This is a genomic window from Phyllobacterium zundukense, from assembly GCF_002764115.1.
Taxonomy (GTDB): Bacteria; Pseudomonadota; Alphaproteobacteria; order Rhizobiales; family Rhizobiaceae; genus Phyllobacterium; species Phyllobacterium zundukense.
Genome location: NZ_CP017941.1, coordinates 240746 through 267197 on the forward strand (window position 1 = coordinate 240746; position 26452 = coordinate 267197).

Genomic DNA, 26452 nt, shown 5'->3' on the forward strand with positions numbered 1-26452 from the left:
ATGAAGACCTACAAGATCGCCCTGCTGCCCGGAGACGGTATCGGCCGCGATGTCACCGATGCTGCCTGGGCGGTGCTGGGAAAAGCCTCCCGGACTGCCGATTTTGCCCTCGCAGGCACCAGCTATCCCTGGTCCTGCGATTACTACCTTCAACATGGCACGATGATGCCTGCCGATGGCATTGACACCCTGAAATCCTTTGATGCCGTCCTGCTCGGCGCGGTCGGCTGGCCGGCGAAAGTTCCGGACTCGGTCTCCCTGCACGGGCTTCTCCTGCCCATCCGCAAAGCCTTCGTGCAATATGCTAACATCCGCCCGCACAGGCTGCTGCCGGGCGTTCGGGGCCCGCTGAAGGCCAACGGTTTCGACATTCTCTGCATCCGCGAAAACACCGAGGGTGAGTATTCCGGCGCCGGCGGCCGCGTGCATCAGGGCACCGATAATGAAGTGGCGGTCGAGACCTCGATATTCACCCGCAAAGGGCGTGGAGCGTATCCTGCGCTTTGGTTTCGAACAGGCCCGCATCCGGCGCGGAAAGCTCGCTTCCGTCACCAAGTCCAACGCGCAGAGATATTCGATGGTGTTCTGGGACGAGATCACGCAGGCGCTTGCGCGTGAGTATCCAGATGTCGAGGTGACGAGCTATCATATCGACGCCATGGCCGCCCGCATGGTCATGGCGCCGGAAAGCCTCGACGTCGTGGTCGCCTCCAATCTGTTCGGCGACATACTCACCGACCTTGGCGCCGCCATTCAAGGCGGGCTTGGTTTCGCCGCCTCCGCCAATATCAATCCGGACCGCTCGGCGCCCTCCATGTTCGAGCCCGTCCATGGCTCGGCTCCAGACATCGCCCATCTCGGCATTGCCAATCCGATTGCCGCCATATGGTCGGGTGCGATGATGCTGGATCAGCTTGGCGAGAAAATCGCCGCTGACAACGTCATGGCCGCGATCGAGGCTACGACTGCGCGCGGCATCGGTGCCATCCCCAGCAAGGACAAAACAGACTCAATCACAACGGCAGTGCTTTCGGCGCTTGGCTGACAAAGGAGAGGACACAATGAACGAGTTGAAGGACACTAGCCTGTTTCGTGAACATGGGCTCATCGACGGCCAATGGTGCGGTGCTGCGGCAGGGCGCAAAATAGAGGTAATCAACCCTGCAACGCAGGAAGCGATCGGCGTGGTGCCTGACATGGACGGCGGTGATACCCGCGCGGCGATCGAGGCTGCGGAGAATGCCTTCGGATCATGGCGCAAGAAAACCCATGCCGAGCGCGCCGCCTTGCTGGAGTCCTGGCATGACCTGATGATCGAAAACATCGAGGATCTCGCGCTGATCCTGACGAAGGAACAGGGCAAGCCGCTGGCCGAGGCGCGCGGCGAGATTGGCTACGGGGCCTCGTTCGTCAAATGGTTTTCCGAGGAAGCCCGCCGAATCGGCGGCACAACCATTCCGTCACCGACAGCGGACCGGCGGATCGTCGTCCTGAAGGAACCGGTCGGTGTATCCGCGATCATCACGCCCTGGAATTTCCCCAACGCGATGATCACCCGCAAGGTCGGCCCGGCGCTTGCAGCCGGCTGCACCGTCGTCATCAAGCCATCGGACCTGACGCCTTATTCGGCACTTGCGCTCGGCGTTCTGGCGGAACGCGCCGGCATTCCGAAGGGCGTCATCAACATCGTCACCGGCATGCCGACCGAGATCGGAAACGAGCTGATGGCGAATGAAACTGTTCGCAAGATTTCCTTCACCGGCTCCACCCGGGTCGGTGCCCTTCTGATGCGCGGCGCATCCGACAGCATCAAGCGGCTCAGCCTGGAACTCGGCGGCAACGCGCCGTTCATCGTCTTCGACGACGCCGATCTCGACCTTGCCGTCGAGGGGGCGATCGCTTCGAAATTCCGCAATGGCGGCCAGACCTGCGTCTGTGCTAACCGCCTTCTCGTCCAATCCGGTGTGTATGACACCTTCGCCGAGAAACTGGCCGCCCGCGTCTCGGCCATGAAGGTCGGACCCGGCACGGAAGCCGGCGTCGATATCGGCCCGATGATCAACAGGGCCGCAATCGAAAAGATCAACCGCCATGTGAACGATGCTGTCGCCAAGGGGGCTCGAATCCTCACGACGCCTGCGGCCATGCCTGCGGGCGATCAGTACACGGCGCCGGTCGTGCTCAGCGGGGCAACGACCGACATGCAGCTCGCCAGCGAAGAGACCTTCGGGCCCGTTGCCCCCCTCTTCCGCTTCGAGAAGGAGGAGGAGGCAATCAGGATCGCCAATGCAACCCCCTTCGGTTTAGCGGCCTATTTCTATACCGAAAACTTGAAGCGTTCCTGGCGCGTTGCCGAGGCGCTGGAGTTCGGCATGGTTGGCCTTAATACCGGAGCAATTTCGACGGAAGTTGCCCCCTTCGGCGGCGTGAAACAGTCCGGCCTTGGCCGTGAAGGCGCCCAGTGCGGCATCGAGGAATATCTGGAAATGAAGAGCGTCCACATCGGCGGGCTCACGTGATCGGCCGAACGGGAACAACGAAAAAGGGCGCCGGGAAATCATCCCGGCGCCCTTTTTGTTTCTCGCTGATGCCTTTACTGAAACCGGTCGAGGGTCTTGTAGTACAGCCCGACAAGCGGCAGGAACCACGGCTTGCCGAAATGGCCGGGAACGGCCGGCCAGTCGAGCCCCTTTACTGGATTGCGATCCGTCTTGCCCAGAATGGCGTCGGCGATGATCATGCCAAGATGAGTGGACAATTGCGCGCCATGGCCGGAATAGCCCATGGCGTACCAGACGCCATCGACATAGCCGGCGCGCGGATAGCGGTCCTTGGTCATGTCGACCAGCCCACCCCAGCAATAATCGATCTCGACTTTCGCAAGTTGTGGAAAGATCTGGGCCAGACTTGCGCGAAGAATTTCGCCGCTCTTTGCATCTGAACGCTGATCGGACGTGGTGGAAAAGCGGGCGCGGCCGCCAAAGATCAGCCGGTTGTCGGGCGCCAGCCGGAAATAATTGCCGATATTCATCGAGGTGACGCAGGTCCGGTTACCGGGCATCGTCGCCGCGATTTCGGCTTCGGTCAGCGGTCGGGTCGCGATAATAAAACTGCCGACCGAAATGATGCGGCGACGGAAATAACCGAACACCGATGGCGTATAGGCGCCAGTCGCCACGAGCACGTGATCGGCGGTGACGGTCCCGCGCGCAGTAGCCAGGCTGTGCCGTCCATTCCCTTTGCGATGGGCCGTTACCGCCGCCTTTTCAAAAATAGTAGCGCCGTGGCGGGCGGCGGCGGTGGCGAGCCCTACGACGTAGCGCCCCATATGCATCATCGCGCTTTTTTTGGAGAGCATAGCCCCATGGAATGGCGAGCCGACCTCATCCTTCAGGTCGGTCGCCGTGAGAAGCGCAGTGTCCGGATCAACCTCGTTGTGAATTGCCTCGAAATTTCGGGCAATTGCATCGAAATGCTGCGGCTTGGAGGCGAGCTTGAGCTTTCCGGCCCGGCGGAAATTGCAGTCGATCCCCTCCTCGGCAATGATCGCCTCGATTGTGTCGATCGAGTCATCGAATGCGCGGTAAAGCGCGATGGCGCTCTCTTTGCCAAGTTCAGCCTTGGCGGCAATGAAGCTGTGGGCGAGGCCATTGTTGAGATGCCCGCCATTGCGGCCGGAAGCGCCCCATCCGATCCGCTCTGCCTCCAGCACGACGACGCGCGCACCCGCCTTCGCAAGGTGGCGTGCGGCAGCAAGGCCGGTGAAGCCGCCGCCGATGATGGCGACGTCGTAATGTCCCTCGACGGGGCCTTGCGCCGCGCCTACAAAGGCGGAGGCCGTGTCGTGCCAGTAGGATTTGAGCTTCATTGCCATGTCCCAATCAGAGCCCGACGACCCCCGCCAGGCCCGAGATATCCGCAATTTCGACATAACCGTAGTAGGGATTCGCCGGCTCGTGACCGCGATTGACCCAGACCTTGTTCTTGATGCCGAGGTCGTGCGCCGACATCAGGTCGTAGCGAAACGAAGACGAGCAGTGCAGGACGTCCTCAGGGCCGCAGCCCAGCATGTCGAACATGTATTCGAAGGCCTTGAAACGCGGCTTGTAGGCGTTGGCCTGTTGCGCAGTGTAGACGGAGTGGAAAGGTGCACCAAGCTTTTCGACATTGGACATGATCTGGGAGTTCATGGCATTGGAAAGCACGACGAGCGGGATTTCGTTGGCGACCTTGGCAAGGCCCGCGGGAACATCGGGATGCGGCTCCCAAGTCGGAACGCGCTCATAGATCGTCCTGGCATCTTCGTCGTGGAAGGTGACGCCGTTCCTCTTGCAGGTGCGTTCGACGGCATTGTGGACCACTTCGTTGTAGGGTTTCCAGTCACCCAGGATTTCGTCCAGGCGGTAGGCAGCGAAATTCTTTATGAATTCCACCATGCGCGCATCGTCAAGCCGGCTGCCATAGAGATCCCGGGCAGCCTCGGCCATCTGGAAGTTGGTCAGTGTTCCGTAGCAGTCGAAGGTGATAAATTTCGGGCGGAAGTGAGCCATTGCTGTAAATCCTTGAATAGCCGGAGCGATGTTGCCTGTCTCAATCATAGGCCGCGGGCCGCGGGCCGCTCGACTGAAATCAGCGGAGGCATAGTAGATTGTTCCGTATCACACGCACTCTTTGGCACAGTATTCCGCCTCAGCGACCATCGGCTCGGCTAGGCTTGCTCGACGCGGTCGCCACGCGCCCGCTGGTCAGCATAAGATGCGGTGAGCCATCAAAGCTACGGTGAAAGATACCGCCAGCACCCCGTCCTCGGGACGATATTCTGACGCCGCGGATCTAAGAATAAGAGAGCTTTCTAAGGATCCAACAGATGCACACAAGTCAAATCGATCTTGTGGCCTTCGGGCCCAAACATCTCGAAGGTGCTGTCGCACTCTCGCGTCAGGCCGGCTGGCCGCATCGCCCGGAAGACTGGCAAATGGCACTTGCCGTAAGCCGCGGGATCGCGGCTGTTGCAGACGATCACCATGTGGTCGGGACAGCACTGGTCACTCCCTATGGTGCAGACTGCGCAACGATCAACATGGTGATCGTCGATGAAGTTGCTCGCGGCCGCGGTCTCGGGCGCAGGCTGATGCAGGCCGCACTCGACATCGGCGGCGAGCGCCAGTTGCGTCTGGTTGCAACCACCGACGGGCTTCCGCTCTACGAAAAACTTGGGTTCCAGCCGGTCGGCACCATCCTGCAATATCAGGGGAAGATCCCCGCTATAGCAGCACCCGATGGGATTGAGCACGCCTGCGAAGCCGATTTTGACGCTGTCATAGCGCTCGACCGCGCGGCCTTCGAGGCCGACCGGAGGTGCCTCTTGGAACACCTGGCAAAGGTCGGAGAATTTGTCGTGATACGGCGCGCAGGCCGGGTTCAGGGTTTTGCTGCTCTGCGTGCTTTCGGACGAGGCGACGTGATCGGTCCGGTCGTGGCCAAGAATTTACACGATGCCCGCACGCTCATTTCCTCGTTTATCGGGAGCCGACCGGGTGCATTTCTGCGCATCGATACCATGGCCGACACGGGACTTGCACCTTGGCTGGAGAGCTTGGGACTTACCCATGTCGGCGGCGGCATAGCCATGCGCACGGGTGGGACCGAAGCCCCGGCTCGCCCGCCCTACAAGACCTACGCTCTCGCCAACCAAGCCTTCGGCTGACCTGGAGACCCGCATGTTTAGCAATTCCCTCATCGAACTTGATCGTGCGCACTTGGTTCATCCGGTCGCTTCCTATCGAACGCACGAAACGCTCGGGGTGCGCGTGCTGGCATCCGCCTCCGGCGCTACGCTCACCGATGCCACTGGCAAGCAGCTTATCGACGGTTTTGCCGGTCTTTGGTGCGTCAATGCCGGTTATGGTCATGACAGCATTGTGGAGGCCGCTGCAAAGCAGATGCGTGAACTTCCTTATGCGACCGGCTATTTCGGCCTTGGTTCGGAGCCCGCCATCCGGCTCGCCGCAGAACTTGCCGACCGTGCACCGGGCGACCTCAACCACGTCTATTTCACGCTCGGTGGTTCCGATGCCGTCGACAGTACGGTTCGCTTCATCCGCTACTACTGGAATGCCCGCGGGAAACCGAACAAGGACCAGTTCATCTCCATCGAACAGGGCTATCATGGCTCGTCCACCGTGGGCGCCGGCCTGACTGCATTGCCGGCCTTTCATGCCGGTTTCGGCCTGCCCTTCGATTGGCAGCACAAAATTCCATCCCATTATGCCTATCGCAATCCCGCCGGAACGGATCCGCAAGCGATCATCGCCGCTTCGGTTGCCGCATTGAAGCAGAAGATCGAACAGCTGGGCGCTGAGCGGATCGCAGCATTCTATGCCGAACCGATCCAAGGGTCCGGCGGCGTATTGGTGCCACCCAAAGGCTGGATGAAGGCCATGCGGGAGGTCTGCCGCACGTTCGACATCCTTTTCGTTGCCGATGAGGTCATCACCGGTTTTGGCCGCACCGGCCCGCTGTTTGCATGCTCCGAGGAGGAAATCGTCCCCGACCTTCTAACGGTCGCCAAGGGCCTGACGTCCGGCTATGTACCGATGGGGGCGCTCTTCATGTCTGAACACGTCTACCAGACCATCGCCGAGGCAGCCGGCGCTTCCGCCGTCGGGCACGGCTATACCTACTCGGCTCATCCCGTCAGTGCAGCGGTCGGCTTGGAAGTTCTGCGCCTCTATGAAACCGGGCTTCTTGAAAATGGCCGCAGGGCCGGCGCGCGGCTGATGGCGGGCCTCGAAAGTCTGAGGGATCACCCGCTGGTCGGTGACGTCCGTGGCCGCGGAATGCTGGCTGCGGTCGAACTGGTGGTGGACAAAGAGCGGAAGACCCCTCTTCCGGCTGCGGCCGACCCGGCCCGCCGCATTTTCGACCGTGCCTGGCACAATGGTCTTATTATTCGCGCCTTTGCCAGCGGGGTTCTGGGTTACGCGCCGCCGCTCTGCTGTACCGACAGCGATATCGACGCAATCATCGAGCGTACACGACAGACGCTGGACGAGACGCTTGCTGATCCCACAGTGCGCGCCGCCATGGTCTGACGGTAGCGCGCCGCCGGCGTGTTCCGGGAAATATCGTAGAATGCGCATATTCGCAATTTTGTGCCGTCGGGCAGGTTTATAACGGAGAATCCCGCAGGCCTTTGCTGCGAAACTGGAGACAGGAAAAAGGAAAGAATTCGAACGAAATCTGCATAGATCCGTCGAAAAGGCGGGCAAGCAGAAATTCAACAAAAAGGGGAATAACATGAGCGACAAGATCACGAACTGGACAAAAGCCGACGACGCAATGGTTGAAACTGCCATCCGGCGTGGAGCAACCCGTCGCGAACTTCTTCAGTTGATGCTGGCCGGTGGCGTCGCCACGGCGGCGGGCGGATTCATGCTCGGCAATGCCACGCGCGCCCTTGCTGCCACGCCGATCGCCGGCGGCGCGCTGAAAGCGGCCGGCTGGTCATCTTCCACCGCAGATACGCTCGATCCGGCCAAGGCCTCGCTCTCCACCGATTATGTGCGTTGCTGCGCCTTCTATAACCGCCTTACCTACATCGACCAGAGCGGCGCGACACAGATGGAACTGGCCGAATCTGTCGAGAGCAAGGATGCCAAGGTCTGGACTGTCAAGCTGCGTAGCGGCGTGACGTTCCACGATGGCAAGCCGCTGACGGCAGACGACGTCGTCTTTTCGCTGAAGCGTCACCTGGACCCGGGCGTCGGATCGAAAGTCGCCAAGATCGCAGCGCAGATGACCGGGTTCAAGGCAATTGACAAGCAGACCGTGGAAATTACACTGGCCAACGCGAATGGCGACCTTCCCACGATCCTCGGCATGCATCATTTCATGATCGTGGCCGATGGCACCACGGACTTCTCCAAGGGTAACGGCACGGGCGCCTTCGTGCGCGAGGTCTTCGAACCCGGCGTCCGCTCGGTCGGCCTCAAGAACAAGAATTACTGGAAATCCAGCGGCCCGAATGTCGATTCTTTCGAATACTTCGCCATCAGCGACGACAATGCCCGCGTCAACGCCCTTCTGTCCGGGGACATCCATCTTGCCGCATCGATCAACCCGCGCTCGATGCGGCTGGTCGAAAGCCAGGACGGCTTCGCACTCTCGAAGACCACCTCCGGAAACTATACCAACCTCAACATTCGGATGGACATGGCACCGGGGGACAAGATGGACTTCATCCAAGGCATGAAGTACCTGATTAACCGCGAGCAGATCCAGAAATCAGCCTTGCGGGGTCTTGCGGAAATCGGCAACGATCAGCCGATTTCGCCCGCCAGCCTGTACTACAACGCCGATCTCAAGGCGAAGGCCTTCGATCCGGAGAAGGCGAAGTTCCACTTCGAAAAGGCGGGCGTGCTCGGTCAATCAATCCCGATGGTCGCGTCTGAAGCAGCAAACGCCTCGATCGATATGGCGATGATCGTTCAGGCCGCCGGCGCGGAGATCGGAATGAAATTCGACGTGCAGCGCGTGCCTTCGGATGGCTACTGGGACAATTACTGGCTGAAGGCACCAGTCCATTTCGGCAACATCAATCCGAGGCCGACACCCGACATTCTGTTCTCGTTGCTCTATGCATCGGACGCACCGTGGAACGAGAGCCAGTACAAGTCCGCGACGTTTGACAAGATGCTCATCGAGGCGCGCGGCTCGCTCGACCAGGCAAAGCGCAAGGAAATCTACAACGCGATGCAGGTCATGGTCGCGGAGGAAGCGGGCACCATTATCCCGGCCTACCTTTCTAACGTCGATGCCACCACAGCTAAACTGAAGGGGCTGGCTCCGAGCCCGCTCGGCGGCCAAATGGGCTACGCCTTTGCGGAGTATGTCTGGCTCGAAGCCTGACGAGGCGAGTGGCCGAGGGCAGAATTGCCCTCGGTTCGCGTTCCGATCGCGTATAGTCGGTCGGCCGAACGTCAAAGGAAGCGCGTCTATGAACCATCGGATCTTCTCTCTTGTGATGAGCAGGCTGCTCATCGCCGTAATTACGCTGGTAATCGTATCCTTCGCGGTGTTCTTCGCCACGATGATGCTCCCCGGCGACACGGCAACTATCCTGCTTGGCCAGGCCGCAACGCCCGAGGCCGTCGCGGGCCTTCGCACGGCCATGCATCTGGATGAGCCGGCGATTATCCGATTCATCCGGTGGTTCGGAGGGCTCGTCACAGGCGATCTCGGAACGTCCTACGCCAACGACATGCCGATCGCCGATCTTATCGCCGGACGCTTCATCAACACGTTGAAGCTCGCTGGTGTGACCGCCCTGTTCTCGGTTCCGATCGCTCTTACGCTCGGGATTACCGCTGCCATGATGCGCGGCTCGCTTTACGACCGGGTTGTCACCATACTGACGATCGGTGTTATATCGGTTCCGGAATTCATGGTAGCGACTTCGGCCGTCCTCGTCTTCGCCGTCTATCTCAAATGGCTGCCGGCCTTGTCCTTTGCCAACGAGGTTCACTCGATCACCGATCTGTTGCGCGTCTATGCGATGCCGGTCATCACGCTCACTTTTGTCGTTTCCGCTCAGATGATCCGCATGACCCGTGCTGCGGTAGTCGAAACGCTGAACACGCCCTATGTCGAGATGGCCCTGCTCAAGGGCGCATCGCGCCAGCGGATCGTACTGAAGCATGCCCTTCCCAACGCACTTGGCCCGATCGTCAACGCCGTGGCCCTGTCGCTGTCTTACCTTTTGGGCGGTGTGATCATTGTCGAGACGATCTTCAACTATCCCGGCATAGCAAAACTGATGGTCGATGCCGTCGCCACCCGCGACCTGCCTCTGATCCAGAGTTGCGCGATGATCTTTTGTCTTGGTTATCTGATCCTGATCACGCTTGCCGACATTCTTGCCATCCTTTCAAATCCGAGGCTGCGATGACAATAGATACCGCAAAAATGCCGGCGGCAGGCCGCATGGGCTACCGCTTCAATCTTGTCGGGATGCTGGCCCTTGCCGTCATTCTCCTCTGGGGGTTTGTCGCCGTCTTCGCCCATCTCCTCATCCCCTATCCGGTCGGAGAGATCGTCGACGTCGACTACTTCGGCCCGATGTCGACACAGTTCTGGCTGGGATCGGACTATCTTGGCCGTGACATGTTCTCACGCATTGTGATGGGCGCGCGCTACACCGTCGGAATCTCGGTGGCCGCCGTGGCGATCGCCTGTACGACGGGCGTCGTACTCGGCATGATCGCAGCCGTCAGCGGTGGCTGGACCGACACTTTGCTCAGCCGGTTTCTCGACGCCATGAGCTCAATCCCAAGCAAGCTGTTCGGCCTGGTTGTCGTCGCTGCGGTCGGATCGTCGATCCCGGTTCTGATCTTCACGCTGTCCGTCATCTACATCCCGGGCGCCTATCGCTTCGCCCGCGCTCTGGCCGTGAACATCAATGCCATGGATTTCATCACGGTTGCTCGTACGCGGGGCGAGAACGTTTTTTACATCATTCGTTCCGAAATCCTGCCGAACATCCTCGGTCCAGTGCTGGCTGATCTCGGCCTTCGTTTCGTCTTTATCGTGCTGCTGCTTTCCGGGCTCTCCTTCCTCGGTCTCGGCGTCCAGCCGCCCTATGCCGATTGGGGCGCGCTCGTGCGCGAGAATATCGGCGGCCTGCCTTTTGGCGCCCCGGCGGTCATGTTCCCGTCGATCGCGATCGCCAGTCTTACCATCAGCGTCAACCTGCTGATCGACAACCTGCCTTACAAGATCCGCGACCGGAGTGTACAATGACCAATCTCGTTGAAATCCGCGATCTGAAGGTTGAGGCCAAGACAGACTCCGGCCGCATTGTCGAGATCATCAAAGGGGTGAGCTTCGATGTGGCGGAAGGCGAAATCGTTGCGCTCATCGGCGAAAGCGGATCGGGAAAGACCACGGTCGCTTTGACCTTGATGGGACATGCCCGCCCAGGCTGCCGCATTTCCGGCGGTAGCGTTAAGCTTGCCGGCAAGGATATGGCCCGGCTTTCCGAAAAGGCGCGGGCCCGTGTCCGCGGCACCGAAGTCTCCTATGTTCCACAAAGTGCGGCAGCAGCTTTCAATCCTGCCGCAACGATCATGGAGCAAGTTATCGAGATTACCCGCATTCATGACCTCATGCCCGCCGCCAAGGCAAAGGCCCGCGCGATCGAACTCTTCCGGGCGCTGTCCCTGCCGGAGCCCGACACGATCGGCGAGCGTTATCCGCATCAGGTCTCGGGTGGCCAATTGCAGCGCCTTTCCGCGGCAATGGCGCTAATCGGCGATCCGAAGATCGTGATCTTCGACGAGCCGACGACAGCGCTCGACGTTACGACCCAGATCGAGGTCCTACGTGCCTTCAAGGCCGTAATGCGTAGGGGTGGTATCGCGGGGGTTTACGTCTCCCATGATCTTGCGGTCGTGGCCCAAATCGCAGACCGGATCGTCGTGCTGAAAGGCGGCGAGGTGCAGGAGGCAGGCAGCACTGAGCAAATCCTGTCGGATGCGAAGCACCCCTATACGCGCGAACTGCTCGCTGCTTTCGAACCTAAGGCACGAGGCGCAGCCCCGGTCGTTTCGGAAGCACGTCCCATTCTTGAGATTGAGAACATCGTCGCCGGCTACGGTACCATCCAGAGCAACGGGCTGCCGCTCATCTGTGCTGTGCGTTCAGTGAGTCTGACGGTGGAAAAAGGCCGCAATCTTGGCATTATCGGTGAATCCGGCTGCGGAAAATCGACTCTTGCCCGGACAATTGCCGGCATTCTACCTAGCTCCGGCGGCAGGGTCATTTTTGATGGCCAGGAGCTTGCACCAAGTGCTTCCAAGCGTACACACGAGCAATTGCGCGAGATGCAGATCGTCTTCCAGTATGCCGATACAGCGCTCAACCCCGCCAAATCGATCGAGGACATAATTGCACGTCCCCTCACCTTCTATCACGGCATGGATGGCGCGACGCGCAACAAGCGGATTACTGCGCTTTTGGACATGGTTCAGTTGCCCAGTTCGGTCCGCAATCGGCGGCCCGCGGAACTGTCCGGCGGGCAGAAGCAGCGAGTGAATTTCGCCCGTGCCCTTGCCGCCGATCCGAAGCTGATCCTGTGCGACGAGATTACCTCGGCACTTGACACCGTCGTGGCCGCCGCCGTCATCGAACTATTGAAAGAACTGCAGAGGGAACTGGGTCTCTCCTACATTTTCATCAGCCATGACATTTCGGTGGTGGAAGCGATCTGTGACGAAATCGTCGTCATGTATGCGGGGGAAAAGGTGGAGCAACTGATGCCGTCGGCCACAGCCAAGAGCCCCCAACACCCCTATTCGCAACTGCTGTTTTCTTCGGTTCCCAAACTCGATCCGCATTGGCTCGATTGCCTGGAACGGGATCCGGAACTGGTTCGCGCCTATTGCCAGCGCTGACGGTGCGGTGATCAGTGCCGAAACAAACTTGTCAGTGGCATATGCGCCTTGACGATCGGTGACTTCAGCACGACGAAGCTGAAATATTTGTCGATGCCGATATCCAAGTCGGTCAGCCGTTCCATTATGGTCTGGTACTCGCCGATCCCGGCGGTGACGAACTTCACAAGATAATCGTAACCGCCGGAAACCAGATGGCACTCGATGACCTGTTCAACTTTCTCGACTGCGGCGAGAAAGCGGGAGAAATCGATCTGCCGGTGGTTTTTCAACGTGATCTCGGTAAATACCGTCAGGGTCTGGCCGAGCTTGGCGACGTTCACCTGCGCCGAATAGCCGACGATATAGCCTTCTGCCTCCAGCTTCTTCACCCGTATCAGGCAGGGACTCGGCGACAGATTGACGAGTTCGGCCAGCTCGACATTGGTGATGCGGCCGTTCTTTTGCAACTCGTAGAGAATCTTGATGTCGATCCGGTCCAGCTTCATGCAACGCGCCCCTTGGCATTCACTTCCATATGCATAGTAGAAAATGCTGGATGTCCTCTCGTGAATATAAACACATATGCGGTGCCTGTCATTGTCCATGCGGTCTCCGCGGCCGGCATAAACTATGGCCCGCTTACGATTGAACGACATAAAATGCTATCCATCGCCAAACTCCAGCTACGTCTTCTCGGGCCGAAGAGTAAATTGATGACGAGAACTGGAGATCTTTCATGCCCGCCCCGCTTCAGAAGATAGAAACAAACCAGGCTCTGCCTGACAGCGCCGACGCGGTCGTGATTGGAGGCGGTATCGTCGGCGCCTTTGCCGCGTACTACCTTGCGCGCCGGGGCCTCAAAGTCGCACTGCTTGAGAAAGGCCGGGTTGGCGCCGAGCAGTCGAGCCGAAATTGGGGCTGGTGCCGGCAACAGAACCGGGACGCGCGAGAACTTCCGATCGCCACGAAAAGTCTCGATCTGTGGGAGAAGTTTGCGGCAGACACTGGCGAAGACACTGGTTTCCGGCGCTGTGGTCTGCTTTATCTCAGCAATGATGACGCGGAACTTGAAGGCTGGGCCCGTTGGGGAACCTTTGCGCGATCAGCAGGCGTGACAACGCATACGCTCGATAGCGCTCAGGCGAGCGAGCGCGGCAGCGCCAGCGGTCGCATCTGGAAAGGCGGCGTCTTCTCGCCCTCCGACGGCACCGCTGACCCATCGCGCGCCGCTCCCGCCGTCGCCCGTGCGATCATGGCCCTCGGCGGAAGCGTCCATCAGCACTGCGCCGCGCGCGGCATAGAGACGACGGGTGGACGCTTGAGCGCCGTTGTAACCGAGAAAGAGACAATCCGAACGCCGGTAGCCGTCATGGCCGGCGGCGCCTGGGCTTCGTCTTTCTGCCGGCAGTTCCACGTCCGGTTCCCACAGGCTTCTATCCGGTCGTCGATTCTGTCTGTTTCGGGCGGAGCGGATCTCCCTGACGCCCTGCACACAGCTCATATTTCAATTACAAAACGTGGGGATGGTGGCTACACCCTCGCGATCAGCGGGCGTGGGCGGGTGGACCCGACCCCGCAGCAAATCCGCTTTACCCCGCAATTCCTGCCGATGTTCCTCCGGCGCTGGCGCAGCCTTGCGCCCGGAAGCGCCGAAGGTTGGCGTTCCGGCCACGAAACCCTGGCGCGCTGGCGGCTCGACGCGCCGACCCCGATGGAGAGAATGCGGATTCTCGATCCGGCGCCAGATCAGAGCACGATCGCATTGACCTATCGCCGCGCCTGTGAACTTCTACCATCGCTGGCCAAATCTCACGTTACCGCAGCCTGGGCGGGTTATATCGACAGCACCCCCGACGGCGTGCCCGGCATTGGTGAGATCGACTCCGTCCCGGGGTTCATACTCGCAGCTGGGTTCAGCGGCCATGGGTTTGGCATTGCCCCAGGTGCCGGCCATATGGTCGCCGATCTTGTCACCGGCGCGGATCATCTGGTCGACCCAAGTCCCTATCACCCGAAACGCTTCAAAACTGCGGCTTGGGGAAAGGTTTCGGATTTCTAAGCCATAGTCGACTCGTGACGGCTTGCTGCGCAGCCCCAGTGGCAAGGGCCATTTATTGCGACAGCGTCCGCCTGCCGATCGTCGGTCGTGTCTCCATATCACCGCCCAGCCGGAAGGCCGGCTGAGGCCCGGCAGCCTCATGGAAACCCTCGGCCCCCAACCAAACGCTCGAGGGCGTCGCCCGCGACGCAGGCACCATTTTCTACGAACCTGACCGTTCACGGCAATCGCTTATCACCGACGATACCGGTGACCTATCTTTCCCAGTGAGGGTATCATGAAAGTTATCGTTCTAGGCGCCGGCATCGTCGGCGTGACGTCGGCCTATCAGCTTGCCAAGTCCGGGCACGAGGTGATCGTTGTTGATCGCCAGCCGGGTCCGGCGCTGGAGACGAGCTTTGCCAATGCCGGCGAAGTGTCGTTCGGCTACTGCTCGCCCTGGGCCGCTCCCGGCATACCGACGAAGGCGATGAAGTGGCTCTTCATGCAGCACGCACCGTTGATCCTGCGGCCGAAGGTCGATACCGCGATGCTGTCGTGGCTGGCCAAGATGCTCTCCAACTGCACATCAAAACGCTACGCGATCAACAAAAGCCGAATGCTGCGGCTCGCCGACTACAGCCGCGTTTCGCTCGCGGCGTTGCGCGTCGAAACAAGCATCGCCTATGACGAACGAATGCAGGGCACGCTGCAACTGTTCCGCACACAGCAGCAACTCGACGCCTCGGGCAAGGACGTGAACGCGCTGGCCGCCGATGGCATTCCTTACGAAGTGCTCGACCGCGACGGCTGTATCCGCGTCGAGCCGGCGCTGAAGCATGTGTGCGAGAAGATCGTCGGCGGCCTTTTGACACCGAAGGATGAAACCGGCGATTGCTTCAAATTCGCCAATGGGCTGGCGAAGAAGGCAGAAGTGCTTGGCGTACGCTTCTCTTGGGGCACGGAAATCAAGGGGCTGGATATCGAAAACGGCCGGGTGCGCGGCGTCGTGACCAACCGCGAAAGGCTGTCTGCCGATGCCGTCGTGGTCGCGCTCGGTAGCTATTCGCCCCTGCTCCTGAAGCGTTACGGCCTCAAGCTGCCCGTCTATCCTGTCAAGGGCTATTCGCTGACGATTCCGATTACCGATGCCTCCCGTGCTCCGGAATCGACGGTGATGGACGAGACCTACAAGATCGCCATCACGCGGCTTGGGGACCGTATCCGCGTCGGCGGCATGGCGGAAATTTCCGGCTATAATAACGATCTCGGCCAGGCACGCCGCCGCACACTAGAACATTCGGTGATGGATCTCTTTCCCGGTGGTGACGCCAACAAGGCTACGTTCTGGTCGGGTCTGCGACCGATGACCCCGGATGGCACGCCGGTGATTGGCCCGACCAAGATCGCCGGCCTATTCCTCAACGCCGGCCACGGCACGCTCGGCTGGACGATGAGTTCCGGCTCGGCTCGAGTGATTGCCGATCTCGTCACCGGCCGCAAGCCGGATATCGACGTCACCGACCTGGCAATTGCGCGGTATGCCTGAACGGGTTTATTCAACCACTATGCGGAGAAACAAAACACGATCAGGAAATCATGCGAACGACGCGCCGGGCGCAGTCGGGCCCTTCTCGCAGACGATCAAGGTCGGAAACCGGTGATGTCAGGTTAACGTGTGATCAGCATCGGCCTGATATCCAGGAAGCATGACCCGATCACCCGTCAGCTATAAACGTCACCGCTTTCCACCGGCACTTATCGCCCATACGGTCTGGCTCTACTACAGGTTCCCATTAAGCTTGCGACTCGTCGAGGAAATGCTATTGGAGCGCGGGATCGTTGTTTCTTACGAGACCATCCGATGTTGGGCAAAGAAGTTCGGCCCGGACTATGCTCATCGTCTGCGCAGGAAGCAGCCAAGCTCAAGCGACATTTGGCGCTTGGATGAAGTCGTCATCACCATCGCCGGCAGGAAACACTGGCTCTGGCGTGCCGTCGATCAGGAGGGCTACGTGCTCGACGAAATCGTTCAGAACCGCCGCAATACCAAGGCTGCCAAACGCTTGCTTGTTCGTCTGCTGAAAAAGCAGGGCGTAGCGCCAAAGCGAATGATCACCGACAAGCTGCGATCTTACGCCGCCGCAAAACGCCAGATCATGCCAACCCTCGAGCATCGTTCCCACAAAGGATTAAACAATCGAGCGGAGAATTCGCATCTGCCGCTGCGAAAACGAGAACGGGTGATGCAAACATTTCGATCATCGGGAAGCCTTCAACGCTTCCTTTCAGCTTTCTCGGCGGTCCGCAATCTCTTCGTCCCGCCTCGGACAAAACGCACCGCCCTTGCACTCCACCTGCATCGCATGAGCGCGCTTGCACACTGGAAGTCCGTCACCGCTATTACCGCCTGAAGTCCGGGATCCATCAAGCGTAGTCCTCACAGACTTAACCTGACATCACCTACTGCGCCTATTGAGCCGCGCTATTCGGATCAAGGCGAAGCGCCGTGGCGTGAAATTTTCGTTCCTTTTCATGTGGGCGCAGGGTGATCAGCTGAGCAAAATCACGTCCCTCATAGAATCCGGATTGATCCGCCCGGTTGTCGATCGGGTCTTTCCATTTGAAGCGACCAATGAGGCTTTGGCTTATGTCGAAACAGGACGTGCCAAAGGCAAGGTCGTCATCAAGGTCAGATAGCAGTTCCTTGTTTTGTAGGAACGCAAGACGGGCCTCTCTCGATGTCCGCCCATGGCGCAAGATGCTCGTATCGCGCTGCAGTTAATAATGGAATGTCGACTCAAGGGAGCGTGCAGTTTTTTGAGAATTCTGCACCAAACGGCCGCTTCACACGTGAGATTCGAGTTCACTGGAGTCTCACCTTTTAATGCCAAACTCGACTGGAACCATCCATTCTTACATTTTAGTGCCGAACGACACGCTCTTGACAAGTGCACTCCTGCCGCAGGCGCCTAGCTTGCAGACACCTGGCTGATGCCGGTATCGATCCAGGAACGTGTCTGTTCCAACACCTCATCCGAAAGCGCGGGATCGTCGATCGCCCGTGCAAGGATCACTGCCCCCACCATCGCCGCAAAGCTTCCGATCGCCACCCGTCGTCTGTCGGCCGCATCCAACTCCGGGAGCGCCTTGCCGATACGGTCGATCTGCGATCGAAGGCCTTCGGTCATGGCCGAGCGTGCAGCGGGGTTCTGGTGGCGGATGGCCGCGGCCAAGCCCGCCGTCGGGCAACCACCGGCGGCGTTGTCACGATGGCGAGGCGAGAGATAGGAATCAACATACGCGCGCAAATCTCCCCCTCCGCCCTCGTCCGCAGCGAGGACGTGGGCAAGGGTGTGCGCGATCAAATCGTCCTTCGAACTGAAATGGCCATAGAAGCCGCCGTGGGTGAGCCCGGCGGCATTCATCAATTCCGCCACGCTGACCGCGTCGAACCCCTTGTCGCGAAACAGCCGACCGGCAACGTCCAGAATCCGGCGGCGGTTCTCCGCCATCTGCTCTCGACTGACCTTCATTTCAAAATTCTCCGCTGGTGCCATTGACATTTACATGATGGCAATCATATTTAGCTACAATCATGATATCCGTCATGAATATAGGTTCCATTAGAGAAAAGAGCAATCCCATGACCACCATTCCGTCAGTTCTCATCACCGGCGCCTCCACCGGCATCGGCGCCTCCTATGCCGAGCGCTTCGCGCGCCGCGGACACGACCTCGTGCTGGTTGCCCGTGACGTGGCACGAATGGAGGCTTTGGCCTCCCGTCTGCGTCAGGAAAATGGCGTGGCGATCGACATCATCCAGGCTGATCTTACGCAGCCTTCCGACCTTGCGGCGGTAGAGACGAGGCTGCACGATGACGCCCGCATCGGGATCCTCGTCAACAATGCCGGAACGGCCATTGGCGGAAGCTTCATCGAGCAGAGCACCGATGTCGTCGCGCGGCTCGTTGCGCTCAACACAACCGCACTTCTACGGCTTGCCAGTGCCATCGCCCCGCGACTTGCGAAGGCCGGCGAAGGAGCGATTGTCAACATCGGGTCCGTGGTCGGCCTGGCGCCGGAGTTCGGCATGACGGTCTATGGCGCGACCAAGGCCTTCGTGCTGTTTCTGTCGCAAGGGCTCAGCCTCGAGCTCGCGCCAAAGGGTGTCTACGTCCAGGCCGTGCTTCCCGCCACGACGCGAACCGAGATATGGGAGCACGTCGGCGCCGACGTCAACACGCTCTCCAACGTGATGGAGGTGGGCGATCTGGTTGATGCGGCTCTGGTTGGCTTCGACCGCCGCGAACCGGTAACCATCCCCCCGCTTCCCGATGCCGGGCAATGGGACGCGCTCGAGGCAGCGCGCCAGGCAATGCTTCCAAACTACGGGAACGAACATCCGGCCAAGCGGTATCGCACGGCCGCCTGAACATCAACGAAGCCATTTCGATAAACGACCCCGCCGCGGCGGGACAGACAAAGGTGACCTAGGATGACAAAAACTCTGTTTGAGCCCTATACTCTCGGCTCGCTGACCCTCTCCAATCGAATAATCATGGCGCCCTTGACGCGCAATCGCGCTGGCCCGGGCTTCGTTCCAGGCGATCTCACCGCAGAATATTACGGCCAGCGCGCGTCGGCCGGCCTGCTGATTTCGGAGGCCACGCAGATCTCGCAGCAGGGACAGGGATACCAGGACACGCCCGGCATCTATTCCCAGGCCCAGATCGAGGGCTGGCGCAAGGTCACGTCCGCTGTGCACGCCAAGGGCGGGCGGATTTTCGTGCAGCTCTGGCATGTCGGCCGTGTCAGCCACATCGACCTTCAGGAAAACGGCGCAGCACCGGTTGCGCCGTCTGCAATCCGGGCCAAAACCAAGACGTTTGTCAACGATGGCTTCATCGACGTCTCGGAGCCGCGTGCACTCAAACTGCATGAACTGCCGGGCATCGTGGACGACTTCCGCAAAGCAGCTGCAAACGCCGTTGCGGCGGGATTCGATGGCGTGGAAGTCCATGGCGCCAACGGCTACCTGCTCGACCAGTTTGCCAAGGACGGCGCCAACGTCCGGACGGACGCGTATGGCGGATCGATCGAGAACCGGGCCCGGCTGATGCTGGAGATTACGGCTGCAGTGGTCGAGGAGATCGGCGCCGAGCGCACCGGAATCCGGATTTCGCCCGTCTCGCCCGCCAATGGCGTTTCGAGCAGTGACGCTCAAGCGCAGTTTGACTACATCGTCGATCAACTCGACGCCTTGGGCATCGTCTACATTCATGTCGTCGAGGGCGCCACGGGCGGACCGCGCGATGCCACGCCGTTCGACTTCGGATCGCTCCGCCGCCGCTTCGGCAACACCTATATTGCCAACAACGGCTACGATCTCGAGCTTGCGACGTCGCACCTCACCGAGGATAAGGCGGATCTTTTCGCCTTCGGTCGGCCGTTTATCGGCAATCCCGACCTGGTGGAGCGACTGCAAACCGGCGCGCCGCTGGCGCAGATCAATCCTGCCACGATCTATGGCGGGGGCGCCGCGGGCTATACGGATTATCCCGCCATCGCAGCCGCAAGCCGCCGCTGATCCCTTCGGGGGCCGCGCTTAGGCGCGGCCCGACCAGCGTTTGCCGCTCTCAGTGTGAGTGATGCGAAAAAAGGGCCAGACAGCGACTCCAGCCCCCTTGCTATACCAGGCCAGCATTCGCCGCCGGGCGCGAACGAGTCACATCGTTAATCGGTGCTCAACTGATCGGCCGACATTTTGCCCGATTTCTTGTCCCGCACCATTTCGTAGTTGATTTTCTGACCGTCATTGAGCCCGCGTAGTCCGGCCCGCTCTACGGCAGAGATATGGACGAAAACATCCGTACCGCCATCATCCGGCTGAATGAAGCCAAAACCTTTGGTCGAATTGAACCATTTAACAGTGCCAGTAGCCATTTCAAACCTTCTTGGTGCGTATGGGAGCGCGCGAGATTGGCAACAACCCGGTTATAGTGCGGCTAGAGATTCATAGCCGCGACCGTAAATGTCAATCAGGAGAATTGCTTAGCGAAATGGGACAGCCACGGCAGACCCAGCGCTGTACAATACGGGCAAGCCGATAAGAGCTGTTTTTTGTTGAATCCGATTGGTGCCAAAAATTCTACAATCGCTGATCAGCAGAAAGAACGTCTGGCTTATTATGTTTGAAAGTTCGCTTGGCGCCAAAGGCGGTCATTGCATCCCTCCATGCGAGCCTGTGTAAACGCTGGACAAAAATGCAGTTCAAGCGCCTAATCTGTTGCCAAACAGGGGAATTTACAAGGCATCAGGAGCAGATATTGGGAGGAGAAAATGGCTGATATCAAATGGACGCTCGTGGGACGCGAATTCGTTCATTGCAACTGCGCCTATGGTTGCCCATGCCAGTTCAACGCTTTGCCCACGCATGGAAACTGCTGTGCTGTGGTGGGTATAGAAATTGACGAAGGCCATCACGGAAACACAAAGCTCGACGGGCTTAGATGCAGTATGATCGTGGCCTGGCCAGGAGCCATCCACCAGGGCAAAGGCGAATTTGTTCCCATCGTGGATGAGCGCGCTTCTCCGGAGCAGCGCGAGGCGCTACTCCGCATCATGAGCGGACTGGATACCGAACCCGGTGCAACGTTCTTTCAGGTTTTCTCGACGACCTACGAGAAATTCCACGATCCCGTCTTTGCAAGGATAGATTTCGAAGTCGACGTAAATGATCGCACCGCCCGTTTGGTTGTCCCGGGGTGGATCGATGCGCACGGAGAACCGATCCTTAATCCAGTCACCGGAAAACAGCACCGCGCACGCATTAACCTGCCGCACGGTTTCGAATATGTGACCAGCGAAATCGGGCGGGGATGGGCAGAGACGCAAGGTGGGTTGAAGCTATCCATTCCAGATTCGCACGCCCATTTTGCCCAATTGCACATCACCGAGACTGGCGTCGTCCACTAACCGTCATGACCGCGCTCGAAGCCATCTTGCGGCGGGATCGCGCCGTCGTTGCCCTGTCCATTGCCGTACTGACGGTGATCGCGTGGATCCATATTGTTTGGTTCGCGCACACCATGAGCATCGGCGATGCTGTAGTAACTGGCATGGACATGGATAACATGGCAGGCATGGAAATGGGAGGGAATGCGTCCGATTTGACGATGACATCCGGCTGGCATTTATGGACGCCGATCGAGTTTCTCGTCATGTTCGCCATGTGGGTGGTGATGATGGCGGGTATGATGACGCCATCCGCCGCTCCTATGATACTGCTCTACGCAAGGGTTGGACGGCAAAGTGAATTGCAAGGTAAACCACTGGCCGCCACGGGATATTTCTTTGCGGGCTATGTGTTCGCATGGATCGGGTTCGCGCTACTGGCGACGCTCGCTCAATGGGCCCTCGAAAATACCTTGCTACTCACGCCCATGATGGCAAGCGCGAGCAGGTTTTTCAGCGGAATTCTGCTCATTGTCATCGGGCTCTTTCAATGGACGCCGCTGAAAGATGTATGCCTCCGGCAATGCCAGGCACCGCTCATGTTCATTCAACAGCATGGCGGGTTCCGGCGCGATCCGTTCGGCTCCCTGTCCATAGGTTTTCGCCATGGCGCTTATTGCGTTGGCTGCTGCTGGGCGCTCATGGGCCTGCTGTTCATCGGCGGGGTGATGAATGTGCTGTGGATCGCCGCCATTGCAATCTATGTCCTCGCCGAAAAGATTGTTCCGAGCGGCCGCTGGCTCTCCCGCCTGGCTGGCATAGGGCTGGGTCTGACCGGACTATGGGTGTTGGGAACGGCCATCCTTTCATAGCTTCGCCACGATTGGCCAATCCGGTTGGATGTGGCGAACTAAACTACTTTCCAATGGAACGCTCCTGAGATTCTTCGCCGACAAGGCAATTGTAAGGTTGCGTGTATTGCACGGATGCGCGTGCGAATGGGTGCTTCTGAATTTCGCTTAACTTGAACCCCGCGATCTCAACAACGAGCTTGTTGCGAATTGCCTCAGCAAACTGGCTAATGTATGCCACTTTCAATAAGAATGCCCCATTTCCACCGATGACACATGCCTCGTAGTAGGCATCCAGGTCTGGATCGATGCCGAATCCGGCGCGGTCTTCAACATGATCGGCAGTCCATCGACGGTGACTCCATCCGCGATAGCCGCATTGCGCGCGATCAGCACCGGAGCCCCGGCATTGTTGGGCCCATCGCCGGAAACATCGATTACGCGCCGGCTCGCTCGAAATCTATTGGTTCGAATAAGCTCGCGCGCGAACGCCAGCGCGTTTGAGATCGACGTGAAGGATATCCGTCTTATTGGTTGCCGGCGCAGCTCTTCGGCAAATCGAGCGGCAGACTCCGAACTGTCAAGCACGGTCCACGGAACAACCTGAACAGCTGAACCACCCCACTCAACGAAGGTCACCGCAGTCTTCCCCAGCTGTCCGCCGAGTACGGCCCTGACGACCTCAGGGCTACGGAAGGCATGCACATAACCTTCCCGTTGAACTCGCTGCTCATCGAGATCCATCGAATAGGAGACGTCAACGGCAACAACCAGTTCGACATCCACGTCCATCGGATACTGATCGGCAGAAAGACTCCCACCTAGAACACAAAAGGAGGCAATAACCGCCCATTGCAGTCTCATCTCTGCTCCCCCCGCAGCTTGACGCATAAGGTCCTCAAAGATGATGACCCATCAACTGTCCCAAACCCAGTCCGTCGGCAGCCAGCGAAAACCCATACCTTCCTTCACCACATGACCGACCCCAGGAAACGGGTAGTGATAGCCAGCGACCAACAGCCTGTCGTTTGCAGCGCGGTCCAACAACGCCCTGCGGGTCTTCGCACCCTTATCCGGGTCATGATCCCACATGATCTGCCATTCCGGATGGTCGAAGGCAAAGTGGATGTTCGTGACGGCGTCTCCCGTGATCAGCAATTGCTCGCTTCCGGAACCGACCAGCAGAGAAATATGGCCTTGGGTATGTCCGGCGGTGTCGAGAGCCGCAATGCCCGTCTCAACGTCAGCGCCTCCCTTGATCGGGTGCACACGATCGCCAAGCGCCGCGAATACCTTTTGCACCGCGGGCGCGCTCTCGGCCGCCCATTTTGGCAGCTTGGACGCCGCATCTGGTGAATTCCAGAGGTCCAGTTCGGTTTCCGAAAGGACTAGGTCCGCATTCGGAAACTGCTTGGCCGGATCGGCAACAAGCCCGCCTATATGATCGGGGTGGCAGTGGGTGAGTACGACCATACTGATAGAGTCCGCTGCGATGCCCGCTGCTGCAAGAGTTTTGTTCAATCGCCCGGCATGGGCGGCCCAATCCGTGCCCGAAGTAAGGCCGGTGTCGACCAGTATCCGCTTCTGTCCGGTGTCAATCAGGAGCGGACTGGCCTGAAGCCGAACCATCTCAGGCGCGAGGTAATGCGCGTCGAAATACGGTTTCTTTTCTTCCGGTTTGACGTTTGTCGCCAAGCTGTTTGTTGGCAAGAAGCACACGCCGTCGCAGAGCATTGTAATTTGGAACTCACCAAGGACGAACGAATAGTACCCTGGTGAAGCTTTGGTCGGTCCGGGATCTGCTGCCGACGCGACTTTTGGGATTTCCAATGCCGAAACAACAGTCCCAGCAACCGCGGCTTTCAAGAAAGCGCGCCTGTCTGTCGCAAACATGGTGACCGCTCTTTCGAAAAGTCCGCCCAATCCCCGCTTGTTTCGTTAATGGCCAAGTTTACCACGAACCCGATTGTTGGGCGATCTAATTCACGCAACTGACGCACTGTCCGCTCAGTGCCAATGTGTAATCGGGCGGTCCCACCAAGGGCGAGGGTTCCGTTGCAAATTTCCTTAGGGGCAGAGGATGAGCAGTGTTCCTTGTTTGTTCATATGGCAGCGGCGAGGATGGCAAACTGTTCTGCCAGGCTTGGGTTCGGATTGTAAACATATCTGGCCTGTCTCTTGCGCATCATGTGGATCATCTCGATACCGCTCAGCGTAGCTCTGGCGCTGGCATATGTCTGAAATCCAAGCATGAGTTGCACTCGCCGCTTGATGCGTCGATGGTCCTGTTCGATACGATTGTTCCGATATTTGCTCTGGCGTATCCTGATCGGCGTCAGATTTCGCCGTGAGCGAGCTTGCAGACGGCTTGCCATATCACACGAAACGATCGCTTCCCTGTTGGTCTGGCTGCCGTCGATGACAATACGATCAGGACGGCCATGACGGGCCAGCGCCTTGTTCAGGAAGCGCTTGGCTGCCGCTAGGTCACGCTGCTCGCTGAACCAGAACTCGACAGTGTCCCCGACACTGTCGATAGCACGATACAGGTACATCCATCGACCACGCACCTTGATATAGGATTCATCCATATGCCATTTGGCACTGACGGAACGCTTGCGCCGATTGAATCGCTTCAGCAATATCGGCGAGAAATGCACGGCCCAGCGATGAATGGTCGAATGGTCGATGCAGATGCCGCGCTCTGCCATCATCTCTTTCAGATCACGAAGGCTCAAACTATAAGCAAGATACCAGCGCACACACAGCAGGATCACAGACTGGTCGAAATGCCGGCCCTTGAACATTTGAACTCCGCAAAAGAGAAAAATGCCGGATAGCACAACAACCGTGAACGAAAGTTTGCAACGGAACCATGCAACATCGGGCGAAATCACTCACATCCTGTCCGAACTAAGAACCCGACGCACTCGTCGCTGTGTTCCCGGATGCGTAGATGCTCAGGATTCTCGCGACCGCCCGGTTCATGGGTGTCGGTACGCCCAGTTTCTCTCCCAAGGCGGCGACTCCGCCACTCAGCCACGGCAACTCCATTCGCTTGCCGCGAACAAGGTCATGGTACATCGATGATGTCATCGAAACCGGGAGTGTATCGCAAAAGGCGAGCCGGTCCTCGGCAAAGTCTGGAGCGAGGGGCACGCCCTTTGCCCGCCCGACGGCAACCGTTTCGTTCATGAGGTCGAGCAGAAAGGCGCGGGCAGCGGGATTTTCCCGGATTGGTCCAACGGTTTGACGGATAACCGTCGTCGTTGCCGACAGTCCGACGAGAAAGACGTATTTCTCCCAGATCAGCCGTTCAATCTCGTTGCTGACGTCGGCGTCGATGCCGCCGGCGATACAAGCGTGATAAAAGGCTTCGACCCGGACCGAGCAGGTTCCGTCGTATTCGCCGAAAACGATGCGTTGCATTGTTCCGTCGTGCCGGATGGTTCCCGGCTCGCCGATCACGGCTGCGATATAGCAGAGTCCGCCGATGACCGCCCCGGGTGGCACGTGCTTGCGCAGCACCTCATCTTTGTGAACACCGTTCTGCAAGGAGAGGATGGCCGCGCCGTGTTCGGCCAATGGCTTGAGGGCGGCGGCCGCCTGTTCCGTGTCCCATAGCTTCACGGCGACGATGACAAGGTCGACCTCACCGACTTTGCTGATATCGTCTACCGCCTTGACATAGCGCAGATGGACGTCACCACGCCGGCTGGTTACACGTAGCCCGTCCCTTTCAATGGCCGCAAGATGAGCGCCGCGCGCAACGAAGGTTACATCCGCACCGCCGGCCGCGAGCCGTGCCCCAAAATAGCCGCCGACGGCCCCTGCTCCGAGAACCGCAATACGCATGATCGTGCCTCCAAGAAAATGAGAACAGGGTCAAATATCGAGAATGCTACGCCCGCTCACTGCTTAGCCATGCAAACGAGTTTATACGGTTTGAACGAATATTTCCGAGGAATTCGTTTCAATGATGTGGCTTGTGCTCGACCTCCCGCCACCGTTCACTGACCGTCTCCTAATTCGGCGTTGTGCAATGTTGCCATATAGCGGCAACTGTTCCTTTGAAAATGCCGATAACGGGCGTGCTGGCTCGATTCTTAATTGTACCCAAAAGGTCACAATCACGAACTGCCGCGATGGGCTCAAACTCCTCGCTCATTTCC

At 59.0% G+C, this 26452-nt stretch carries 24 protein-coding genes and 2 pseudogenes; 16 read left to right on the forward strand and 10 right to left on the reverse strand.

Translation table 11 applies throughout. The features are described 5' to 3' along the window. Nucleotides 1–1045, forward strand: a pseudogene (locus BLM14_RS21010) (tartrate dehydrogenase). Nucleotides 1046–1061: 16 nt separating this feature from the next. After that, nucleotides 1062–2519 carry an NAD-dependent succinate-semialdehyde dehydrogenase gene (locus tag BLM14_RS21015; protein ID WP_100001834.1) on the forward strand — a complete coding sequence of 486 codons (1458 nt, stop codon included), beginning with the start codon at nt 1062–1064 and terminating at the stop codon, nt 2517–2519. Between the two features lie 74 nt (nt 2520–2593). Here the strand turns inward: BLM14_RS21015 and BLM14_RS21020 are convergent, their stop codons facing one another. Together BLM14_RS21020 and BLM14_RS21025 are read right to left on the reverse strand one after the other, a co-directional pair. After that, a complete protein-coding gene (locus tag BLM14_RS21020) occupies nt 2594–3868 on the reverse strand; it encodes an NAD(P)/FAD-dependent oxidoreductase (protein ID WP_100002175.1) in 1275 nt (424 codons plus the stop codon). A 13-nt stretch (nt 3869–3881) separates the two neighbouring features. Then, the gene (locus BLM14_RS21025; RefSeq protein ID WP_100002176.1) at nt 3882–4550 is read right to left on the reverse strand and encodes a haloacid dehalogenase type II; all 669 of its coding nucleotides are present in this window, start codon (nt 4548–4550) and stop codon (nt 3882–3884) included. Nucleotides 4551–4867: 317 nt separating this feature from the next. Here BLM14_RS21025 and BLM14_RS21030 point away from each other — a divergent pair, with 317 nt between their 5' ends. The 6 genes from BLM14_RS21030 (at nt 4868) to BLM14_RS21055 (ending at nt 12452) form a co-directional block, all read left to right on the forward strand. Continuing rightward, nucleotides 4868–5707: a GNAT family N-acetyltransferase gene (locus BLM14_RS21030; RefSeq protein ID WP_100001835.1), complete on the forward strand. Its 840-nt coding sequence runs from the start codon at nt 4868–4870 to the stop codon at nt 5705–5707. 13 nt (nt 5708–5720) lie between these two features. Then, complete coding sequence (locus BLM14_RS21035; RefSeq protein ID WP_100001836.1) at nt 5721–7094, forward strand: aspartate aminotransferase family protein; 1374 nt, start codon at nt 5721–5723, stop codon at nt 7092–7094. Between the two features lie 205 nt (nt 7095–7299). Continuing rightward, nucleotides 7300–8910 carry an ABC transporter substrate-binding protein gene (locus BLM14_RS21040; protein WP_100001837.1) on the forward strand — a complete coding sequence of 537 codons (1611 nt, stop codon included), beginning with the start codon at nt 7300–7302 and terminating at the stop codon, nt 8908–8910. Nucleotides 8911–8998: 88 nt separating this feature from the next. After that, nucleotides 8999–9949: an ABC transporter permease gene (locus BLM14_RS21045; protein WP_100001838.1), complete on the forward strand. Its 951-nt coding sequence runs from the start codon at nt 8999–9001 to the stop codon at nt 9947–9949. Continuing rightward, the gene (locus BLM14_RS21050) at nt 9946–10800 is read left to right on the forward strand and encodes an ABC transporter permease (RefSeq protein WP_100001839.1); all 855 of its coding nucleotides are present in this window, start codon (nt 9946–9948) and stop codon (nt 10798–10800) included. The genes BLM14_RS21045 and BLM14_RS21050 overlap by 4 nt, the downstream gene beginning before the upstream one ends. Next, nucleotides 10797–12452, forward strand: coding sequence for an ABC transporter ATP-binding protein (locus tag BLM14_RS21055; protein ID WP_100001840.1), 1656 nt, complete (start codon nt 10797–10799; stop codon nt 12450–12452). Before BLM14_RS21050 ends, BLM14_RS21055 begins: the two co-directional genes overlap by 4 nt. An 11-nt stretch (nt 12453–12463) precedes the next feature. Here the strand turns inward: BLM14_RS21055 and BLM14_RS21060 are convergent, their stop codons facing one another. After that, nucleotides 12464–12940, reverse strand: a complete 477-nt coding sequence (locus tag BLM14_RS21060; protein ID WP_100001841.1) for an Lrp/AsnC family transcriptional regulator — start codon at nt 12938–12940, stop codon at nt 12464–12466. 230 nt (nt 12941–13170) lie between these two features. Between BLM14_RS21060 and BLM14_RS21065 the strand changes: the two genes are divergently transcribed. The 4 genes and pseudogenes from BLM14_RS21065 to BLM14_RS21080 all read left to right on the forward strand — a co-directional run. Beyond that, nucleotides 13171–14493, forward strand: a complete 1323-nt coding sequence (locus BLM14_RS21065) for an NAD(P)/FAD-dependent oxidoreductase (RefSeq protein WP_100001842.1) — start codon at nt 13171–13173, stop codon at nt 14491–14493. A gap of 277 nt (nt 14494–14770) precedes the next feature. Further along, entirely contained in the window at nt 14771–16021 is a 1251-nt protein-coding gene (locus tag BLM14_RS21070; protein WP_100001843.1) for a D-amino acid dehydrogenase, read from the forward strand. A 160-nt stretch (nt 16022–16181) separates the two neighbouring features. Then, complete coding sequence (locus BLM14_RS21075) at nt 16182–16886, forward strand: IS6 family transposase (RefSeq protein WP_100001844.1); 705 nt, start codon at nt 16182–16184, stop codon at nt 16884–16886. 49 nt (nt 16887–16935) lie between these two features. After that, nucleotides 16936–17172: pseudogene (locus BLM14_RS21080) on the forward strand (zinc-binding dehydrogenase); the annotation flags it as partial. Nucleotides 17173–17444: 272 nt separating this feature from the next. On the opposite strand, the gene BLM14_RS21085 reads toward BLM14_RS21080, so the two are convergent. Then, complete coding sequence (locus BLM14_RS21085) at nt 17445–18008, reverse strand: TetR/AcrR family transcriptional regulator (RefSeq protein ID WP_100001845.1); 564 nt, start codon at nt 18006–18008, stop codon at nt 17445–17447. A gap of 110 nt (nt 18009–18118) precedes the next feature. Between BLM14_RS21085 and BLM14_RS21090 the strand changes: the two genes are divergently transcribed. Together BLM14_RS21090 and BLM14_RS21095 are read left to right on the forward strand one after the other, a co-directional pair. After that, the gene (locus BLM14_RS21090; RefSeq protein WP_100001846.1) at nt 18119–18907 is read left to right on the forward strand and encodes an SDR family NAD(P)-dependent oxidoreductase; all 789 of its coding nucleotides are present in this window, start codon (nt 18119–18121) and stop codon (nt 18905–18907) included. A gap of 63 nt (nt 18908–18970) precedes the next feature. Continuing rightward, nucleotides 18971–20062, forward strand: coding sequence for an alkene reductase (locus tag BLM14_RS21095; RefSeq protein WP_100001847.1), 1092 nt, complete (start codon nt 18971–18973; stop codon nt 20060–20062). A gap of 146 nt (nt 20063–20208) precedes the next feature. Here BLM14_RS21095 and BLM14_RS21100 read toward each other — a convergent pair whose 3' ends face one another. Further along, a complete protein-coding gene (locus BLM14_RS21100) occupies nt 20209–20418 on the reverse strand; it encodes a cold-shock protein (RefSeq protein ID WP_100001848.1) in 210 nt (69 codons plus the stop codon). Nucleotides 20419–20814: 396 nt separating this feature from the next. Between BLM14_RS21100 and BLM14_RS21105 the strand changes: the two genes are divergently transcribed. Together BLM14_RS21105 and BLM14_RS21110 are read left to right on the forward strand one after the other, a co-directional pair. Further along, nucleotides 20815–21450, forward strand: a complete 636-nt coding sequence (locus tag BLM14_RS21105) for a DUF1326 domain-containing protein (protein WP_100001849.1) — start codon at nt 20815–20817, stop codon at nt 21448–21450. A gap of 5 nt (nt 21451–21455) precedes the next feature. Beyond that, complete coding sequence (locus BLM14_RS21110) at nt 21456–22301, forward strand: DUF2182 domain-containing protein (protein WP_100001850.1); 846 nt, start codon at nt 21456–21458, stop codon at nt 22299–22301. Between the two features lie 43 nt (nt 22302–22344). On the opposite strand, the gene BLM14_RS31990 is transcribed toward BLM14_RS21110, so the two are convergent. The 5 genes from BLM14_RS31990 to BLM14_RS21130 all read right to left on the reverse strand — a co-directional run bounded on the left by BLM14_RS31990 (nt 22345) and on the right by BLM14_RS21130 (nt 26135). Then, entirely contained in the window at nt 22345–22521 is a 177-nt protein-coding gene (locus BLM14_RS31990) for a hypothetical protein (protein WP_418314261.1), read from the reverse strand. Nucleotides 22522–22523: 2 nt separating this feature from the next. Beyond that, nucleotides 22524–23144, reverse strand: a complete 621-nt coding sequence (locus tag BLM14_RS21115) for a DUF1194 domain-containing protein (protein WP_237143619.1) — start codon at nt 23142–23144, stop codon at nt 22524–22526. A gap of 51 nt (nt 23145–23195) precedes the next feature. Beyond that, entirely contained in the window at nt 23196–23990 is a 795-nt protein-coding gene (locus BLM14_RS21120; RefSeq protein ID WP_157929568.1) for an MBL fold metallo-hydrolase, read from the reverse strand. Nucleotides 23991–24382: 392 nt separating this feature from the next. Beyond that, complete coding sequence (locus BLM14_RS21125; protein WP_100001852.1) at nt 24383–25087, reverse strand: IS6 family transposase; 705 nt, start codon at nt 25085–25087, stop codon at nt 24383–24385. Nucleotides 25088–25193: 106 nt separating this feature from the next. Then, nucleotides 25194–26135 carry a ketopantoate reductase family protein gene (locus BLM14_RS21130; protein WP_100001853.1) on the reverse strand — a complete coding sequence of 314 codons (942 nt, stop codon included), beginning with the start codon at nt 26133–26135 and terminating at the stop codon, nt 25194–25196. Nucleotides 26136–26452: the final 317 nt, after the last annotated feature.

Coding starts and splice junctions, on each gene's coding strand:
- BLM14_RS21015 (WP_100001834.1), top strand. CDS start 1,062: ATGAACGAGTTGAAGGACACTAGCCTGTTTCGTGAACATGGGCTCATC.
- BLM14_RS21020 (WP_100002175.1), bottom strand. CDS start 3,868: ATGAAGCTCAAATCCTACTGGCACGACACGGCCTCCGCCTTTGTAGGC.
- BLM14_RS21025 (WP_100002176.1), bottom strand. CDS start 4,550: ATGGCTCACTTCCGCCCGAAATTTATCACCTTCGACTGCTACGGAACA.
- BLM14_RS21030 (WP_100001835.1), top strand. CDS start 4,868: ATGCACACAAGTCAAATCGATCTTGTGGCCTTCGGGCCCAAACATCTC.
- BLM14_RS21035 (WP_100001836.1), top strand. CDS start 5,721: ATGTTTAGCAATTCCCTCATCGAACTTGATCGTGCGCACTTGGTTCAT.
- BLM14_RS21040 (WP_100001837.1), top strand. CDS start 7,300: ATGAGCGACAAGATCACGAACTGGACAAAAGCCGACGACGCAATGGTT.
- BLM14_RS21045 (WP_100001838.1), top strand. CDS start 8,999: ATGAACCATCGGATCTTCTCTCTTGTGATGAGCAGGCTGCTCATCGCC.
- BLM14_RS21050 (WP_100001839.1), top strand. CDS start 9,946: ATGACAATAGATACCGCAAAAATGCCGGCGGCAGGCCGCATGGGCTAC.
- BLM14_RS21055 (WP_100001840.1), top strand. CDS start 10,797: ATGACCAATCTCGTTGAAATCCGCGATCTGAAGGTTGAGGCCAAGACA.
- BLM14_RS21060 (WP_100001841.1), bottom strand. CDS start 12,940: ATGAAGCTGGACCGGATCGACATCAAGATTCTCTACGAGTTGCAAAAG.
- BLM14_RS21065 (WP_100001842.1), top strand. CDS start 13,171: ATGCCCGCCCCGCTTCAGAAGATAGAAACAAACCAGGCTCTGCCTGAC.
- BLM14_RS21070 (WP_100001843.1), top strand. CDS start 14,771: ATGAAAGTTATCGTTCTAGGCGCCGGCATCGTCGGCGTGACGTCGGCC.
- BLM14_RS21075 (WP_100001844.1), top strand. CDS start 16,182: ATGACCCGATCACCCGTCAGCTATAAACGTCACCGCTTTCCACCGGCA.
- BLM14_RS21085 (WP_100001845.1), bottom strand. CDS start 18,008: ATGAAGGTCAGTCGAGAGCAGATGGCGGAGAACCGCCGCCGGATTCTG.
- BLM14_RS21090 (WP_100001846.1), top strand. CDS start 18,119: ATGACCACCATTCCGTCAGTTCTCATCACCGGCGCCTCCACCGGCATC.
- BLM14_RS21095 (WP_100001847.1), top strand. CDS start 18,971: ATGACAAAAACTCTGTTTGAGCCCTATACTCTCGGCTCGCTGACCCTC.
- BLM14_RS21100 (WP_100001848.1), bottom strand. CDS start 20,418: ATGGCTACTGGCACTGTTAAATGGTTCAATTCGACCAAAGGTTTTGGC.
- BLM14_RS21105 (WP_100001849.1), top strand. CDS start 20,815: ATGGCTGATATCAAATGGACGCTCGTGGGACGCGAATTCGTTCATTGC.
- BLM14_RS21110 (WP_100001850.1), top strand. CDS start 21,456: ATGACCGCGCTCGAAGCCATCTTGCGGCGGGATCGCGCCGTCGTTGCC.
- BLM14_RS21115 (WP_237143619.1), bottom strand. CDS start 23,144: ATGAGACTGCAATGGGCGGTTATTGCCTCCTTTTGTGTTCTAGGTGGG.
- BLM14_RS21125 (WP_100001852.1), bottom strand. CDS start 25,087: ATGTTCAAGGGCCGGCATTTCGACCAGTCTGTGATCCTGCTGTGTGTG.
- BLM14_RS21130 (WP_100001853.1), bottom strand. CDS start 26,135: ATGCGTATTGCGGTTCTCGGAGCAGGGGCCGTCGGCGGCTATTTTGGG.